The organism is Amycolatopsis sp. GA6-003 (genome assembly GCF_046267895.1).
Classification (GTDB): Bacteria; Actinomycetota; Actinomycetes; order Mycobacteriales; family Pseudonocardiaceae; genus Amycolatopsis.
Genome location: NZ_CP176499.1, coordinates 3,363,354 through 3,378,790 on the forward strand (window position 1 = coordinate 3,363,354; position 15,437 = coordinate 3,378,790).

General features: G+C 69.5%; 16 protein-coding genes. 6 read left to right on the forward strand and 10 right to left on the reverse strand.

Translation table 11 applies throughout. The features are described from left to right. The first annotated feature begins 114 nt into the window (after positions 1 to 114). The gene (locus tag F9C12_RS14750) at positions 115 to 636 is read left to right on the forward strand and encodes a general stress protein (RefSeq protein ID WP_409182538.1); all 522 of its coding nucleotides are present in this window, start codon (positions 115 to 117) and stop codon (positions 634 to 636) included. 600 nt (positions 637 to 1,236) lie between these two features. On the opposite strand, the gene F9C12_RS14755 is transcribed toward F9C12_RS14750, so the two are convergent. Further along, the gene (locus F9C12_RS14755; protein ID WP_409466244.1) at positions 1,237 to 2,460 is read right to left on the reverse strand and encodes an HAAS signaling domain-containing protein; all 1,224 of its coding nucleotides are present in this window, start codon (positions 2,458 to 2,460) and stop codon (positions 1,237 to 1,239) included. 37 nt (positions 2,461 to 2,497) lie between these two features. Next, positions 2,498 to 2,821, reverse strand: a complete 324-nt coding sequence (locus F9C12_RS14760; RefSeq protein WP_409182540.1) for a PadR family transcriptional regulator — start codon at positions 2,819 to 2,821, stop codon at positions 2,498 to 2,500. 160 nt (positions 2,822 to 2,981) lie between these two features. Here F9C12_RS14760 and F9C12_RS14765 point away from each other — a divergent pair, with 160 nt between their 5' ends. After that, complete coding sequence (locus F9C12_RS14765) at positions 2,982 to 3,563, forward strand: TetR/AcrR family transcriptional regulator (protein WP_409466245.1); 582 nt, start codon at positions 2,982 to 2,984, stop codon at positions 3,561 to 3,563. Positions 3,564 to 3,685: 122 nt separating this feature from the next. Next, positions 3,686 to 5,164: a nitrilase-related carbon-nitrogen hydrolase gene (locus F9C12_RS14770; RefSeq protein WP_409466246.1), complete on the forward strand. Its 1,479-nt coding sequence runs from the start codon at positions 3,686 to 3,688 to the stop codon at positions 5,162 to 5,164. Positions 5,165 to 5,468: 304 nt separating this feature from the next. Here F9C12_RS14770 and mutM read toward each other — a convergent pair whose 3' ends face one another. The 8 genes from mutM to rsmD all read right to left on the reverse strand — a co-directional run bounded on the left by mutM (position 5,469) and on the right by rsmD (position 11,145). Further along, complete coding sequence (mutM, locus tag F9C12_RS14775; protein WP_409182543.1) at positions 5,469 to 6,329, reverse strand: bifunctional DNA-formamidopyrimidine glycosylase/DNA-(apurinic or apyrimidinic site) lyase; 861 nt, start codon at positions 6,327 to 6,329, stop codon at positions 5,469 to 5,471. 180 nt (positions 6,330 to 6,509) lie between these two features. Then, a complete protein-coding gene (gene rnc / locus F9C12_RS14780; protein WP_409182544.1) occupies positions 6,510 to 7,250 on the reverse strand; it encodes a ribonuclease III in 741 nt (246 codons plus the stop codon). 14 nt (positions 7,251 to 7,264) lie between these two features. Then, the gene (gene rpmF, locus F9C12_RS14785) at positions 7,265 to 7,447 is read right to left on the reverse strand and encodes a 50S ribosomal protein L32 (protein WP_009074209.1); all 183 of its coding nucleotides are present in this window, start codon (positions 7,445 to 7,447) and stop codon (positions 7,265 to 7,267) included. Positions 7,448 to 7,522: 75 nt separating this feature from the next. Then, on the reverse strand, positions 7,523 to 8,140 hold the full coding sequence (locus tag F9C12_RS14790) for a YceD family protein (RefSeq protein WP_409182545.1): 618 nt from the start codon (positions 8,138 to 8,140) through the stop codon (positions 7,523 to 7,525). 160 nt (positions 8,141 to 8,300) lie between these two features. Further along, positions 8,301 to 9,026 (reverse strand): DivIVA domain-containing protein, encoded by a 726-nt coding sequence (locus F9C12_RS14795; protein WP_409182546.1) that lies wholly within the window; start codon positions 9,024 to 9,026, stop codon positions 8,301 to 8,303. A gap of 156 nt (positions 9,027 to 9,182) precedes the next feature. Beyond that, entirely contained in the window at positions 9,183 to 9,902 is a 720-nt protein-coding gene (locus F9C12_RS14800; RefSeq protein ID WP_409466247.1) for a ribonuclease domain-containing protein, read from the reverse strand. Between the two features lie 141 nt (positions 9,903 to 10,043). Further along, entirely contained in the window at positions 10,044 to 10,526 is a 483-nt protein-coding gene (gene coaD / locus F9C12_RS14805) for a pantetheine-phosphate adenylyltransferase (RefSeq protein ID WP_409182548.1), read from the reverse strand. 52 nt (positions 10,527 to 10,578) lie between these two features. Further along, the gene (rsmD, locus tag F9C12_RS14810) at positions 10,579 to 11,145 is read right to left on the reverse strand and encodes a 16S rRNA (guanine(966)-N(2))-methyltransferase RsmD (protein WP_409182549.1); all 567 of its coding nucleotides are present in this window, start codon (positions 11,143 to 11,145) and stop codon (positions 10,579 to 10,581) included. 125 nt (positions 11,146 to 11,270) lie between these two features. Here rsmD and F9C12_RS14815 point away from each other — a divergent pair, with 125 nt between their 5' ends. The 3 genes from F9C12_RS14815 (at position 11,271) to F9C12_RS14825 (ending at position 15,278) form a co-directional block, all read left to right on the forward strand. Then, the gene (locus F9C12_RS14815; RefSeq protein ID WP_409466248.1) at positions 11,271 to 13,394 is read left to right on the forward strand and encodes a HelD family protein; all 2,124 of its coding nucleotides are present in this window, start codon (positions 11,271 to 11,273) and stop codon (positions 13,392 to 13,394) included. 85 nt (positions 13,395 to 13,479) lie between these two features. Then, positions 13,480 to 14,475, forward strand: coding sequence for an LLM class flavin-dependent oxidoreductase (locus F9C12_RS14820; protein WP_409466249.1), 996 nt, complete (start codon positions 13,480 to 13,482; stop codon positions 14,473 to 14,475). Further along, on the forward strand, positions 14,475 to 15,278 hold the full coding sequence (locus tag F9C12_RS14825; RefSeq protein ID WP_409466250.1) for an alpha/beta fold hydrolase: 804 nt from the start codon (positions 14,475 to 14,477) through the stop codon (positions 15,276 to 15,278). The genes F9C12_RS14820 and F9C12_RS14825 overlap by 1 nt, the downstream gene beginning before the upstream one ends. The last annotated feature ends 159 nt before the right edge of the window (positions 15,279 to 15,437 follow it).

The following is a 15,437-nucleotide window of genomic DNA, read 5'->3' on the forward strand; positions in this document are numbered from 1 at the left end:
CGTGCGGCGCCTGCTATGTCCGGGTTGCCCGGCTGAGAAGATACTGTGAATCCGGTGCGTCCGGGACCAAATCCGCCGCCTCGTGCGTTGGACCGGGCAAGAGAGGTGAGAGGGATGACTGAAGCATTCACGCAGACCACGTTCAGCCAGCAGCAGGCGCGGCCGCAGCTCCCGACGCTGCCCACCGGGTGGCCGATCGGGTCGTACGAGTCCTACGAGCAGGCCCAGCAGGCCGTCGACCACCTCGCGCACGCTGATTTCCCGGTCACCGACGTGACCATCGTCGGGGTCCAGCCGATGCTGGTGGAGCGCATCGCGGGCAAAATGAGCTGGAGCCGGATGCTCAGCAGCGCGGCCATGTCCGGCGCGGTGTTCGGCCTGTTCCTCGGCCTGGTGCTGAGCATGCTCAACCCGGCCGCCGGACTGCTGTCGATCGTGCTCGGCCTGGCCGCGGGTGTCGTGTTCAACGTGGCCTTCGGCGCACTGGGCTACGCGGCGAACCGCAACAAGCGCGGGTTCATCTCGCAGAGCCAGCTGGTCGCGCAGCGCTACGACGTGCTGGCGCAGCCGCGCAACGCCGAGAAGGGCCGCCAGCTGCTGGCGGACCTCGCGGCGCGCTCCGCCTTCAACCACTGAGTTCCGGCACTCGCCTCCCGGGCGCCCGGGCCGTTTCGCGGCCGGGGCGCCCGGTTTCGCGTTGCGGGCCTTCGCGGCGGGACGGACCCGGGCGGTCCAGCTGTGTCCCGGCCGAGCAGAACCGGTCTCGCACCCCCGGCCCATCGCCGCAGGACGAGCCCGCCGGTCCAGCTATCTCCCGGCCAAGCAGAACCGGCCTCGCGCCCCCGGCCCATCGCCGCAGGACGGACCCGGGCGGTCCAGCTGTATCCCGCCCAATCAGAACCGGTCTCGCACCCCGACCCTTCGCCGCAGGACGAGCCTGGTCGCCAGCCCCGCCGACCAGAACTGGATGCGCGATCCAAGACCCGGCAGCGGAACGAGCCCGCCCCAGCCAAGTCCGGGCCACCCAGAACCCGTTTCGCACTCCGGGGCTTCACCGCGGGACGAGCCCGCCGCCAATCCAGCCGACTCCCGGCCACCGAAACCGGTCCCGCGCCCGAGCCTCCTCGCGAGGCGCGGCTGCCCCGGCTCCCGGCGGTCCGGACTGTCGGGCTCGTGCCCCAGACCTCCCGCCGACCACCTAGCACCGGCTCACAAGCTGTCGCGGAGGCACCCCGCCTATTTGGTCGGCTGAGCAGCCTTCGTCGGCGGAACCGGCGTCGCCGAAGTCGCTGGAGCCTTCGGGATCACCGCCGCGAACGGCACCCCGTGATCCTCCCGGCAGTACCCGCGATAACCGTTGTAGCCGTTGACATTCCCGCGGTCGTCCTGCACTCCTTCGACGACCTTCGGGCGCGGGAACTGGTTGTCCTGCCCGGTCATCTGGCTCGTCCCGCTGTCCTTCTCGCAGCCGTAGCGCGTGATCGTGAGCGGGCGGCCGCGGTCGTCGTACAGGTAGACGTTCTCGAGCGGCTTGCCGTTCGCGTCGAAGACGTACACGTTGCTCAGTTCGTGCGAGCCGTAGCGCAGCGCCTCGTTGCCGTGAACGTCCTCGTACCTCGACGAGGCGTACACCGGGGCGGAGTTCGACGAGTACGTGCGGTCCCGGACCAGGTTGACCGCCGCGCCGAGGCCGCCGAACGCGCTGCCCACGACGAACGCCGACACCGGCACCGCGATCCACAGCATCCGCCCGTCGGCCTTGATCCGCGGGCCCGCCCACATCACCAGGCCCGCGCCGACGAGCAGCACCGGCAGCAGCAGGACCGCGTGCAGGTCGCGGATCATCAGCAGGAGCCCGAACGCCAGCAGCGCGAACCCGCAGACCACCCACCACGCCGGTTTCAGCGAGTTGAGATAGGCGAGCGCGCGGTCGGCCGACCGGTCCTCCCGCATCGACTTCAGCATCGCCCGCGCGCGGACCGCCTCCGGCAGCTCGCGGATCGCATCGACGCCGCGCAGCAGCAGGAACGCCACGCTCACCGCGAACACCGGGGCCAGCACGAGCATCCCGACCAGCGCGTCGGAATCGAAGCGCACCGCGGTGTAGAACGCGACCAGCGCCGTCCCCGCCGCGCAGAAAAGCAAGCCCCACAAGGCAAGCCGGGCTCCGAGCCGGCCCGGCTTCGCGGTCGGCAGGACTTCGGTCGCGGCTTCCGGAGCCGCCGGTGCGGGCGGGTAGCCGCCGGACGCCCGCAGCTCCGCCGCGTAGCTCTCCGGAGTGCCGAGCCGCGCGACGAGGTCCTCGACCCGCGCCGCCGCCCCGGCCTCCGCCTCCATCTCGGCCAGCTGCGGCCGGACGTCCTCGAGCAGTTCCTCGATCTCGTTCGCGGGCAGATCCGCGAGCGCGGTGCGCACCCTCGACAGGTACACCCGCGCGGCCGTCGGCTTGTCCGTGCTCATGCTGCCTCTCCCCGATTCGTGCCGCCTGCCCGCGCGGTCAGGCCCGCTCGTTCACCAAACTGTCCATAATGGACGCGAAGCTGCGCCACGTGCGCGCCGATTCGGCGAGCCGCGCCCTGCCCCGGTCGTTCAAGCTGTAGTACTTGCGGTGCGGGCCTTCTTCGCTCGGAACCACGTAGGACGTCAGCAAGCCCGCCTTGTACAGCCGCCGCAGCGTGCCGTACACCGATGCGTCCCCGACCTCCTCCAGGCCGGCGACGCGAAGTCTTCGCAGCACGTCGTAGCCGTACCCGTCGTCGTCGCGCAGCACCGCGAGGACCGCCAGGTCCAGCACTCCCTTGAGCAGCTGACTGATCTCCACGGCGTTCCTTCCCCGGTCCTGCGCGAGAGAAGGTACCACGCATAGCGCAGTAGTGTGCACGGCACGCGGCCATCCGGCGGTATCGCTGCCCATCCGTCCTGGTCAGCGGGAGCCGAACGGTCGGGTATACAGCGTAGACATCGTGGTCTACAGTGTAGACATGGCCGAGATTCCCACCGCCGAACGACTCGCGGCGGCAGCACGCGAGATCATCGCCGCCGAGGGCGCAGCGGCGGTCAGCATGCGCCGGGTCGCCGAAGCCGCCGGGGTCACCGCGATGGCGATCTACCGGCATTACGAAAACCGCGAGGTCCTGCTGCGCGCAGTCGCCGACGCCACCGGCCGCGAACTAGGCGCGGCATGGAAAGACCCGGCCCCCGGCGGCGAATGGCTCGACCGCTTCGACGCACTGCTGGACCGGTTCCTGGACTTCGCACTCGGCCAGCCACACCTGTACCGCTTCCTGATGACCGACGGCTGGACCCAAGCCCGCCTGTACCCGGACGGTTTCCGCGAACCCGGTTCGCCGCCGTTCACCGCCCTGGTCCGACTGATTGAAGAAGGCATGCGCGACGGCGTACTGCGCGAGGACGATCCGCTGGAAGCCGCGCTCACCGTCAGCACGCAGACGCAAGGCATGGTTCTGCACTACCTCGCCGGCCGCATGGGGGCAGCGGAACCCGAGTTCCGCGCACTATGCCGACGCACCTCCCGCAGGATCTTCGATGGCCTCAAAACCTAACGCCCACAGGCAAATCCGCACACAAACCCAAGCCACCGTGCAGCACCACCTCGCCGACAGCCTCGGCACAGCAGAACCCAAATTCCGCGCACTATGCCGACGCACCTCCCGGAGAATCCTCCATGGCCTCAACACCTAACGCCCGCTGGCAGGTCCCGGCCGCGCTCCTGTCGTCGGCGGTGCTTTTCTACTTCGGCACCGGACTCGCGCCGATCGCCGTCCTCACCTGGCTCGCGCCGTTTCCCGTGCTGTTGCTGGCGACTCGGGTCGGCGGCTGGACCGCCGCGGGCACCGCCTTCGGCGCTTTCCTGCTCGGCACCGCGAATATGTGGGCCTACCAAGCACATTCCGGCGACGAACCGCTGTGGCCGTTCGGGGCGGCCATCGATGTCGGGATGTCCCTGGTGTTCACGTTCGCGGTCTGGCTTTTCTGGGCCTTGGCACGCCGTCGCCGGACGCTGCTGGCCAGTCTGGCCGCACCGGCGGCGTGGACCGCGCTCTTGTATCTGATCGCCATCTCGAATCCGATGGGCATGATGGGTTCCCTGGCCAACGACCAGGGCGACGCGCCGCTCGTGCTGCAAACCGCTTCGTGGGCCGGGATGTGGGGCATCGAGTTTTTGGTGCTGCTGCCCGCTTCCGCGGTCGCCGCCATGTGCGCGCCCGGAGCGTCCCGGCTGCGCACCGGTGTCGTCACCGCAGTCCTGGTGACCCTGTCCCTCGGCGGCGGCGCCCTGCGCCTTTCCGCTTCGGGCGGTCCGTCGGTGCGAATGGCCGCGATCACGCAAAACGCGGGCTACCACTGGGGCCCTGAACTCGGCACCGCCCGCGGCCGAGCCCTGGTCCAAGACTACCTCGACCAAATTTCCGCCATGCCGGACGGCGTACAGCTCGTAGTGCTGCCCGAAGCTGCTTTCAGCGCCGAAGAAGAATGGCCGACCGCCCTGGTAGAACCAATGCGCCGCACCGCCAAGGCCCGAGGCACGGCGATCGTGGTCGGGTTCGAGTACTACGACCGACCAGGCAAACACAACTACGACTACGCACTGGCTTTCCCCGCCGACGGCGCCGCACCCGTTCGGTACCTGAAACACCACGACCTGGTGAGCCCACCCGGCCGAGACCTGGTGTTCGTCCCCGGCGCGCCCGCCCCGACCGGCTTGGTGATCTGCGGCGACACGACCTTCACCGCCCCCAGCCGCGACTACGCAGCCGCCGGCTCGCGAATCCTCGCCATCCCAGCGGAACTGGCAGTCCCGCCAGACAGCAACGACGAAGGCGGCTGGCAGCACACCCGCAACGCACTGCTCCGAGGTGTAGAAAGCGGACAGTCAATAGCACTGTCCGACGCAAACGGCACCCTGATGCTTTCCGACGGCTACGGCCGCATCCAAGCCGAAGCCCGAACCGGCGGCCCCACTCCGTTCACGTCGGTCGTCGCCGACGTTCCGGCAGGCCCCGGCCCAACGTTCCACACCAAATTCGGCGACTGGTTCGCCTGGCTCTCACTGGCAATTACGGTTGCGGGCTTGGTTTTCGCTCGACTTCGCACACCCAATCCACCCGCAGCCGCCAACCCCAAACCGCTGAACCACCCCTAAAAACCGCACCGCTGCACCCAAACATCGAGGCACCCAGCCCCAAACCCGCAGCCGGTGCACCCAAAGAGCGTGGCACCCAGCCCTAAAACCGCACCTCTGCACCCAAGAGCGAGGCACCCAGCCCCTCCCCCGCACCCCGATACGAAGCCTCCCTGCGGTTCGGGGGTGCTTGTCAAGGCATCTTTCCCGCCTTGACAAGCACCCCCGAACCGTCAGCACAATCAAGCTTCGGGGTGCCCCACGCAACCACCAACCGGCAATGTCGCCCCCCAGGGCGACGAGCCGTCACCCGACCCTCCCCCAGCTAAACCGACCTAGCCCGCCGCTGACACCTCGGACAAGAAAACGAAGACCGATTCATAAACGGCTCCCGCCGAATCGCCGTCCCGCACCGCCGACAAGGCATCCCCTCCTGCCCATACGCGTCAAGCGAACGCTCGAAATACCCAGACTCCCCATTCACGTTCACATAAAGCGCATCAAACGAAGTCCCGCCCGCCACCAAAGCCGCCGCCATCACGTCACTGGCAGCGGCCACCAACGCCCGCCCCTGAGCAGCCGTGAGCTTCTCCGTCGGCCGAGACCAATGCAGCTTCGCCCGCCACAACGCCTCGTCGGCATAGATGTTGCCCACCCCAGACACCAACGTCTGATCCAGCAGCGCCCGCTTCACCTCAGTCCGGCGCGACCGCAGCGCGCGCACCGCCGCCTCCGGATCGAACTTCGGATCCATCGGGTCCCGCGCGATGTGCGCGATAGTCCCCGGCAGGCTGTCACCGTCGACCTCGACCAGCTCGTCCAAAGCCAAGCCACCGAACGTCCGCTGGTCGACGAACCGCAACTCCGGGCCGCCGTCGGCGAAGCGGACCCGGACGCGCAGGTGTTTCTCGTCCGGCGCGTCCTCGGGCTGCACCAGCATCTGCCCGCTCATGCCGAGATGCGCCAGGACCGCCTCGCCGTCGGACAGTTCCAGCCACAGGTATTTGCCGCGCCGCCGGGCGGCCTCGATCGTGACTCCGGCGAGCCGTCCGGTGAAGTCGGCGGCTCCCTGGGCGTGCCGCCGGATGGCGCGGTCGTGCAGCACCTCGACGGCCCGGACGGTACGGCCGGCGACGTGCGCTTCGAGACCGGCGCGGACGGTCTCGACCTCGGGTAGTTCGGGCATGCCCTCATTCTGCCCGGCGCCCCCGACAATTCCGGGGCCGGTGCACAACCCGCGACGAGGCCGGGAGGACTCAGACGCCCCCGTCTGGCAGGAAAACCGGGCACAGCCGCCGGTCCGGCGCACAAAACGGGGCTGATCAGCGAATCTCGCCAACCAGCCCCGGAAAGAAGGGAGAACGCGTCAGCTCGCGTCGTCGCCCCTGCCGAGTTCCTCCGACAGGGCCCGCCAGGCGGTCTCCGCGGCCTTCTGCTCGGCTTCCTTCTTCGTGGTGCCGTTGCCCTCGCCCAGCGCGCGGCCCGCCACCAGCACGGTGGCGGTGAATTCCTTGCGGTGGTCGGGACCGCTGTCCTCGACGCGGTACTCGGGCACGCCGAGTCCCCCGGAGGCGGTCAGCTCCTGCAGGCTGGTCTTCCAGTCGAGGCCTGCCCCGCGCAGCGGAGCCTCGGCCAGCAACCCGTCGAAGAGGTGGTGCACGAGCTTGCGCGCGACCTCGATGCCGTGCGCGAGGTACGTGGCGCCGATGACGGCTTCGAGACCGTCGGCGAGGATGCTCGCCTTGTCCCGGCCGCCGGTGAGCTCTTCGCCCTTGCCCAGCAGCAGATGCGCCCCGAGCCCGCCCTCGCCGAGCCCGCGCGCGACGCCGGCCAGCGCGTGCATGTTGACGACGCTGGCGCGCAGCTTCGCGAGCTGGCCCTCGGGCAGGTCGGGGTGCGTGGTGTAGAGGTGGTCGGTGACGACGAGGCCGAGCACCGCGTCTCCGAGGAACTCCAGTCGCTCGTTCGGCGGCAGGCCGCCGTGCTCGTACGCGTACGAGCGGTGGGTGAGCGAAAGACGGAGCAGCTCGGGGTCGAGTTCGACCCCGAGCGCCTCGAGCAACGATGCGGGATCGGCCGCGGGTCCTCCGACGGGCTTACCCCCCATGGTCGGCTGCCCGCTCAGGCGGGCTCGACGACCTGGCGGCCGTTGTGCTGGCCGCAAGCCGGGCAAGCGACGTGCTGGATTTTCGGCTGGCGGCAGGCGCGGTTGGAGCAGGGCACCAGCTGAACCGGAGCCGCCTTCCACTGGCTGCGGCGGGAGCGCGTGTTGGATCGCGACATCTTCCGCTTCGGGACGGCCACGAGTAGATCTCCTTCAAACGGTCTGCTCGCGGATGCGAGCGAACTTGCTTTCTCCCGGATCGAGCTGGGCGCTCGTCAGGCTTGCTCTCCGGAGCCGTGCGCAGGCTTTTCGCCCGCGTTCTCGTCGAATCGCTCGACCAGCGCGGCCCACCGAGGGTCTATCTTCTCATGCCCGTGTCCGGGCTCGAGATCGGCCCACTTGACACCGCATTCGATGCACAGTCCGGGGCAGTCCTCGCGGCACAGCGGGGCGAGCGGAAGCGCCAGCACCACGGCGTCGCGGACGGTCGGCTCGAGGTCGATCCGGTCGTCGACCAGGCGAGGGATCTCGTCCTCGTCGGTGGTCTCCTCGGTGGCCGAGCCCGGATAGGCGAACAGCTCGGTGAGGTCGACCTCGACGTTCTCGGTGACCGGGTCGAGGCAGCGCGAGCACTCGCCGGTGGCGACCGCGGCGGCGGTGCCGGTGACGAGAACGCCCTCGACGACGGATTCGAGCATCAGGTCGAGCTCGACCGGCTCGCCTTCGCGGATTTCGAGCACGCCGGGCACGCCGAGCGAGGCCGGCACGGGCGCGCTGCGGCGCAGCTCCCGGCTGAGTCCCGCGCGGCGGCCGAGCTCACGGGTGTCGACCACCCACGGGCTGCGGTCGTCGAGCTGCGCGGGGCGGGGGTTCTGGGCAGGGTTTTCGGACATCGCCCACCAGCGTACGCAGCCCCCGCGCGGGTCGCCGCAGCGGCTGGTCAGACCCGGTGAACGAGGCCGCCGCGGGGGACCGGCGCGGGCCTGCCCGACGCTCTCGCCGCCGGGCCCGCGTTCGGCCGGTTCCGCGGCCTCGCGGGCGAGGGAAAACGCCTCAGACCTGGTAGTCGTACAGGGTGGAACGGCCGCCGCCGTGGCCGGTGGCGGGCGAGCGCAGGTGGTTGCGGCCCGAGTCGACGGTGCGCAGCGTGGTGGCCAGCAGTTCGGAGAACTCGGCCAGTTTGCCGTCCACGTACGCGTCGCAGTCGACGCGCTGCCGGTCGGCCTCGGCGTGCGCCTCGTCGACGATGCGCGCGGATTCGGCGTGCGCGGCCTGCACGACCTCGGTCTGCGAGACGAGCCGGGCCTGTTCGGCGCGGGCGTCCTCGATCGCGCGATCGTAGGCGTCGCGGCCGGCCTGGATCATCCGCTCGGATTCGGCGCGCGAGCGTTCGGTGAGGTTCTGGTACTCGGCCTGCCCGCTCGCGACCATGCGCTCGGCCTCGTTGTGCGCGTCGCTCAGCATCTGCTCCGCGCGGGCGCGCGCGTCGGCGAGGATGCGCTCGGCCTCGGACGTGGCGTCCGACACGGTCCGCTCGGCTTCCTCGTTCGCGCTGGCGACGGTCTCCCCCGCCTCCTTGCGCGCGGCCAGCAGCAGGTCGTCGCGTTTGTCGAGCACGTCCTGCGCGTCGTCCACTTCGCCGGGAAGCGCGTCGCGGACGTCGTCGAGCAGCTCGAGGACGTCGCCGCGGGGCACCACACAGCTGGACGTCATGGGAACCCCACGGGCCTCTTCGACGATCGTGACGAGCTCGTCGAGTGCCTCGAAAACCCGGTACACGGCCACTCCCTCAAGCAGTTTCCCCGATCACTGGCTTCCAGTCTGCCCGCTTCGCAGCCTGAACCGGTGAACGAGCACCCGACCGGGCGTGTCCTGGCCTCGCGGGGAAGGGGGCGGTCTCACCCGGCCGATGGGACCGCCCCCGACTGGCCGGGGTCAGCCCGCCAGATCGATCCTCTGGAAGGTGCCGTAGTGGTCCGGCGTGTAGACGAGCTCGCCGCCCTTGCCGGAGATCACGCGGTCTTCCGAGCCGACGTCGTACAGCGTGTAGTAGCCGGCGTCGCACGCGGGCAGGACGCCCTCGCGGTTCTGGTAGATCGTGCCGTCGCTGAGGGTGCCGGCGCGCACGCCGTCGACGACCTGCTTGGCGTCGTCGGACAACGTCGAGTAGCCGACCGGGCTCAGCTTCGACAGGTCGCCGCACTTCGCCGGGGTGCTGCCGCCGTCGATGTCGATGACCTGGAAGGTCGCGTAGTGGTCGCCGGTGTAGAAGTACTCGCCGCCCTGGCCGGTCACGATCCGGCGGGTGCCGCGCGTGCTCGAACCGGGCGTGGGCACGGTGTACTCGTGGTAGTAGCTCGACGCGCAGGAGGGCAGGATCCCCTCGCGGTTGGTGAAGACGACCCCGTCGTTCTTCGGGTACGGGAACGGCCCGTTCGTCTGGATCAGCTTGTAGGTGTCAGTCGCCTCCGGGGGCAGCGCCGACAGCTTGACGTGCGTGAAGCCGGACAGATCCCCACAGGAGTTCTGCTTCGGCTGCACGGACGCCGGAGCCGCCGGGGACAGCGGGACGGCCTCCGCGGCCGTGCCGAACCCCAGGAAACCGACCAGCAGTGCGAAAAGGACACCGACTATGCGGCTGCGGTTGTTGGTCATTTTCGGACGGTAACCCGGACGGGTAGTCCGCAGAATGACGCGAGGTGAACAGCTTCGGGCCGCGGCCGAAGTCCCGACGAAGGCAGTAATCCGTTCAGGCTAAATCGGCCGCTGGACTGGCCTCGCGGCCGGACGCGGTGCTCAGTCCTGTTTGGCGTAGACCGCGAGGAGGCGTTCGTGGACGACCGGCGGCACCAGGTTCTCGATGTCGCCGCCGAGCGCCGCGATCTCCTTGACCAGCGAGCTGGACACGAACCCGTACGCCGGGTTGTTGGCCATCAGCAGCGTTTCGAGGCCGGTGAGCTCGCGGTTCATCTGGGCCATCTGCAGCTCGTAGTCGAAGTCGCTGACCGAGCGCAGGCCCTTCGCGACCGCGGCGATGTCGTTGTCGCGGCAGTAGTCCACGAGCAGGCCCTGCCACGAATCGACGCGCACGTTCGGCAGTTCCGCGGTGATCTCGCGCAGGATCTCCATGCGTTCTTCGACGCTGAAGAGGCCCTTCTTGCTCTTGTTCACCCCCACCGCGACGACGACCTCGTCGAAGAGCTTCGAAGCCCGCTCGATGATGTCGAGATGTCCGTTGGTGGCCGGATCGTAAGAACCGGGACAGACCGCACGCCGCATGGCGCGGACGCTATCAAGCCGCGCCGCCGCGCGCGCTCTCGTGACGACTGCGTCACACCCCAGATGAGCTGTCGTACTCAGCCCAGTACAGCGCCGTGTCGCCGTAGCGCTTCTCGCGAAGCGGCTTGAAGGTCGACGGCCAGTCCGGAGCACCGTCGCGCGCAGCACGTTCGATCACCGTCAACGCGCCTTCAACGAGCCAGCCTCCACTGTGCAGCGAAGCGAGCACCGCGCCCAGCGAAGCAGCGTCGACCGCGTACGGCGGATCTGCGAGCACGACGTCGAACTGCACTGGCGCAGGCGCGGCGACCACGGTCTCGACCTGACCGGCGCGCACCGTGCCGCCTAGCCGCAACTCGGCGACGTTGCCGCGAAGCACGTCTGCCGCGCGACGATCGGCTTCCACGAACCACGCGTCCGCAGCACCGCGCGAAAGCGCTTCGAGACCGAGCGCGCCCGAGCCGGCGTAGAGGTCGAGCACGCGGGCGCCGTCCAGTTCACCGGCCACTTCGAGGGCGTTGAACAGTGCTTCCCGCACCCGCTCCGACGTCGGACGGGTGCCTTTGGGCGGCACCTTCAGCCGCCGTCCGCCCGCCTTCCCCGCCACGATCCTCGTCACCCGGCCATCTTCGCCCAAGGTCGCGATGTGGCATTGGGCAGGACTTGCCGAACCCGCGCGCGCGGGCGCGTAGAGTCGTCCTTCGCCCTCCAGGGGCGCGTTGATGGAGTTCAAGGGAGCGTTGCGTGTCCGAACCCCGGGTGAGACGGGCTGAGATCGCCGTCGAGCAGGCCCACGTCGACCGGGTCTACACGCGGCTCGCCGAGCTGCGGACCCAAGCCGAGGCGATGCGGGCCAAGGGCTACGAGCTGGGCCAGGGCGCACAGCGCGAAGCGATCTTCGAGCAGGCGTCGATGCTGTTCGAGCGCGACATGATGGTCTACCACGCGAACCAGACCCTGCAGACGCTCGACGCCGAGTACGAGGGCCTGGTCTTCGGCAGGCTCGACCACCTCGACCGCGAGCACATCTACGTGGGCCGCCTCGGCATCCGCGACACCGAGTTCGACAACCTGGTCACCGACTGGCGCGCGCCCGCGGCCGCGGCGTTTTACCAGGCCACCGCGGAAGAGCCGATGGACGTCGTGCGCCGCCGGGTGATCCGCTGCTCCGGGCAGACCGTGCTGGACGTGGACGACGACGTGCTGATCGCCGACGCCGTGCCCGAGGACATGCAGATCGTCGGCGAGGGCGCGCTGATGGCCGCGCTCGGCCGTTCGCGCGGCGAGAAGATGCGCGACATCGTGGCCACGATCCAGAAGGAACAGGACGAGGTCATCCGCGCGCCGTGGCGCGGGGTCACCGAGATCACCGGCGGTCCCGGCACCGGCAAGACGGCCGTGGCGTTGCACCGTGCGGCGTACCTGCTGTACCGGCACCGCCGTCAGCTCGGCGGCGCGGGCGTGCTGGTGATCGGCCCTTCGGGCGTCTTCACCACGTACATCTCGCGCGTGCTGCCGTCGATGGGCGAAACGAACGTAGAGCTGCGCGCCCTCGGCGAAGTGCTCGACGGTCTCGAAGCGACGCGACAGGACACGGCTGCGCTGGCCGCGATCAAGGGTTCGCTTCGGATGCGAAAGGTGCTTCTGCGCGCGTTGCGCGACACCCCGCCCGAAGCGCCGACGGAGCTGAAGATCGTCTATCGCGGCGAAGTCCTGAAGCTCACCGCGCGCGAGCTGGAGAAGGTGCGGCGCAAGGCGCACACGCAGGGCGCGCCGCCGAACCGTTCGCGCGTACGCGTCGCAGAGCTGTTGCTGGCCGCGCTGGCGGACAAGGCCGAGGAGTACGCGAAGGCGGACGGCAAGGAGATCGATCGCGCGGAGCTGATCAACGACCTCGGCGAGCGCATCGACTTCCACCGCTTCCTCGTGGTGTGGTGGCCGGTGCTGTACCCGGCGCAGGTGCTCAAGTGGCTCGGCGCCGAGAAGCGGATGGCCGCGGCGGCCAAGGGCATCCTGAACCGGAACGAGATCAGCCTGCTGTCGGCCGATTTCGCGGACCGTTCCCGCGGCTGGTCGGTCGCGGACGTCGCGTTGCTGGACGAATTGCGCGTGCTGGTCGGGCCGGAGCCGAAGCGCCGCCGTCGCCAGACCGTGGTCGAGGCGGCCCCGGAGCGCGGCGGTTCCGGCGGCGCGCCGCACCGTCCGGAGCACTACGACGAGTACTCGCACGTGGTCGTCGACGAATCGCAGGACCTTTCGCCGATGCAGTGGCGGATGATCGGCCGTCGCGGCAAGTACGCGAGCTGGACCGTCGTGGGCGACCCGGTGCAGAGTTCGTGGCCGGACCCGGACGAGGCGGCGCAGGCGCGCGACCAGGCGTTCGGCGTGAAGACCACGCGGCGGCGCTTCACGCTGCGCACGAACTACCGGAACTCGGCGGAGATCTTCGACCTGGCGGCGAAGGTCGTGGCCGGCCACGCGCGGGCCGACGAGCTGCCCAAGGCGGTGCGCACCACCGGAATCGAGCCGGAGGTCCGCCCGGTCGACCAGGCCGCCTTGGCGAGTGCGACGCAGACCGCGACGAAGGAACTGCTCGGCGCGGTCGAGGGCACGGTCGGTGTGATCACCGCCATGGACCGCGTCGAAGAGGTCGAAGGCTGGCTCGCCGGGCAGACCGACGAGCGGCTGAAGGTCGTCGGCAGCCTCGATTCGAAGGGCCTCGAGTACGACGCGGTCGTGCTGGTCGAGCCGATGGACCTGGTCACCGAGTCCTCGACCGGGCGGCGCGTGCTGTACGTCGCACTCACCCGGGCGACCCAGCAGCTGATCGTGCTCGCCTCGAACCCGGACTGGCTGCCCGCCTCGTGAGCGGCGATCGCGGCTAGAACCGTGATCGCCGCTCACGAGAAGGCGACCGGGAAGGGAACCGCCGCCCCGTGCGTTACGCCCTTACGTGACTTCCCTGCCTGACGTGCCGCTGTCCGTGCTCGACCTGTCCCCCGTTTCCGAAGGGAAGGGGGTCGGCGAGGCGCTGCGCAATACGCTCGATCTCGCCCGCAACGCCGAACGGCTGGGCTATCACCGGTACTGGCTCGCCGAGCACCACAACATGCCGGGCATCGCCAGCTCGGCCACGGCGGTGCTGATCGGGCACGTCGCGGACGCCACCGAGAGCATCCGCGTCGGCTCCGGCGGGATCATGCTGCCGAACCACGCGCCGCTCGTGGTCGCCGAGCAGTTCGGCACGCTGGAGGCGTTCCACCCGGGCCGGATCGACCTGGGCATCGGCCGCGCGCCGGGCACCGACCAGCGCACCGCGCTCGCGCTGCGCGGGCCGGGCGGGCTGTCCGCGGAGAACTTCCCCGAGCACCTGATGGAGCTGATCAGCTACTTCGAGCCGGACCCGGCGCGCGGCGTCAACGCGGTCACCGCCGAGGGCAACAAGCCGCCGGTGTGGCTGCTCGGTTCCTCCGGCTTCAGCGCGCAGCTGGCCGGACGGCTGGGGCTGCCGTTCTCCTTCGCGCACCACTTCGCGGCCGAGAACACGCTGCCGGCACTACGCCTGTACCGCGAGAACTTCCGTCCGTCCGAGGTGCTTTCAGAGCCGTACGTGATGCTGGGCGTGCAGGTGATCGCCGCCGAGACCGACGAGCGGGCGGAGTTCCTGGCCGGGCCGAGCGGGCTGACCTTCCTGAGCCTGCGCCGCGGCCGCCCGATCGCGCTGCCGACGCCGGAGGACGCCGCCGAGTACCCGTACACCGAGATGGACCGCGCGTTCCTGGCCGAGCGGTTCGGGTCGAGTATCGTCGGCGGGCCGGAGACCGTCCGGAAGGGTCTGGACCAGCTGCTGGCCGACACCGACGCGAACGAGCTGATGATCACCACCATGGTGCACGGGCATGAGGACCGGGTGCGCTCGTACGAGATCGTGGCGGACCTGAAGCGCTGATGGAGGTCTTCCACTGGCGCGGCCAAGAGGTTCGGTGGTCCCGGCAGGGTTCGGGGCCGCCGCTCGTGTTCTGCCACGGCACGCCGTGGTCGTCGAAGCTGTGGGAGCCGATCGCTTCGACCTTCGCGCCGGACTTCACGGTGTACCTGTGGGACATGCCGGGCTACGGCAGTTCCACCATGGCCGAGGGCCAGGACGTTTCGCTGGCCGCGCAGGGCGAGACGTTCGCCGCGCTGCTGGACCATTGGGGGCTCGAAGAGCCGGACGTGGTGGCGCACGACTACGGCGGCGCGGTCAGCCTGCGCGCGTTTCTGTTGCACGGCGCGGCTTACCGGTCGCTGGCGCTGGTGGACGTCGTCGCGCTGGCGCCGTGGGGTTCGGAGTTCTTCCGTCTGGTGGCGGAGAACGCGGCCGTGTTCGCGCAGCTGCCGCCGAATCTGCACGAAGCGCTGGTGCGGGAGTACATCGCGGGTGCCGCGCATCGTCCGTTGTCCGCCGAAGCGCACGACATGCTCGTCGCGCCATGGCTCGGTTCGACTGGACAGGCCGCCTTCTATAGGCAGATCGCGCAAGCAGATCAGCGCTACACCGACGAGATCGAACCGCGCTACCGCGACGTCAGCGTGCCCACGCTCGTGGTGTGGGGCATCGAGGACACCTGGATCCCGGTCGACCGCGCACACCGGCTCGCCGGGATGATCCCGGGGGCCGGACTGGAACTGGTCCGTTCGGCGGGGCACCTGATCCAGCTCGACGCACCCGAGGCTTTGACGGCTTCGCTGCACCGCTGGCTCGCTCGCTGAAATATCCGGAAACCGCCGCGCTGGTATTTATTTTCCTGCGCTGACAAGCGCATTCCCGGCAGTTGTCAAAATCGCACAAGAATTTCGCGGTTACGCCTCCGTGACCCCGCGGCAGAGGGCAAGTTCTTGTCTGCGGGCAAAGCCCTCGTTAGCGTACTG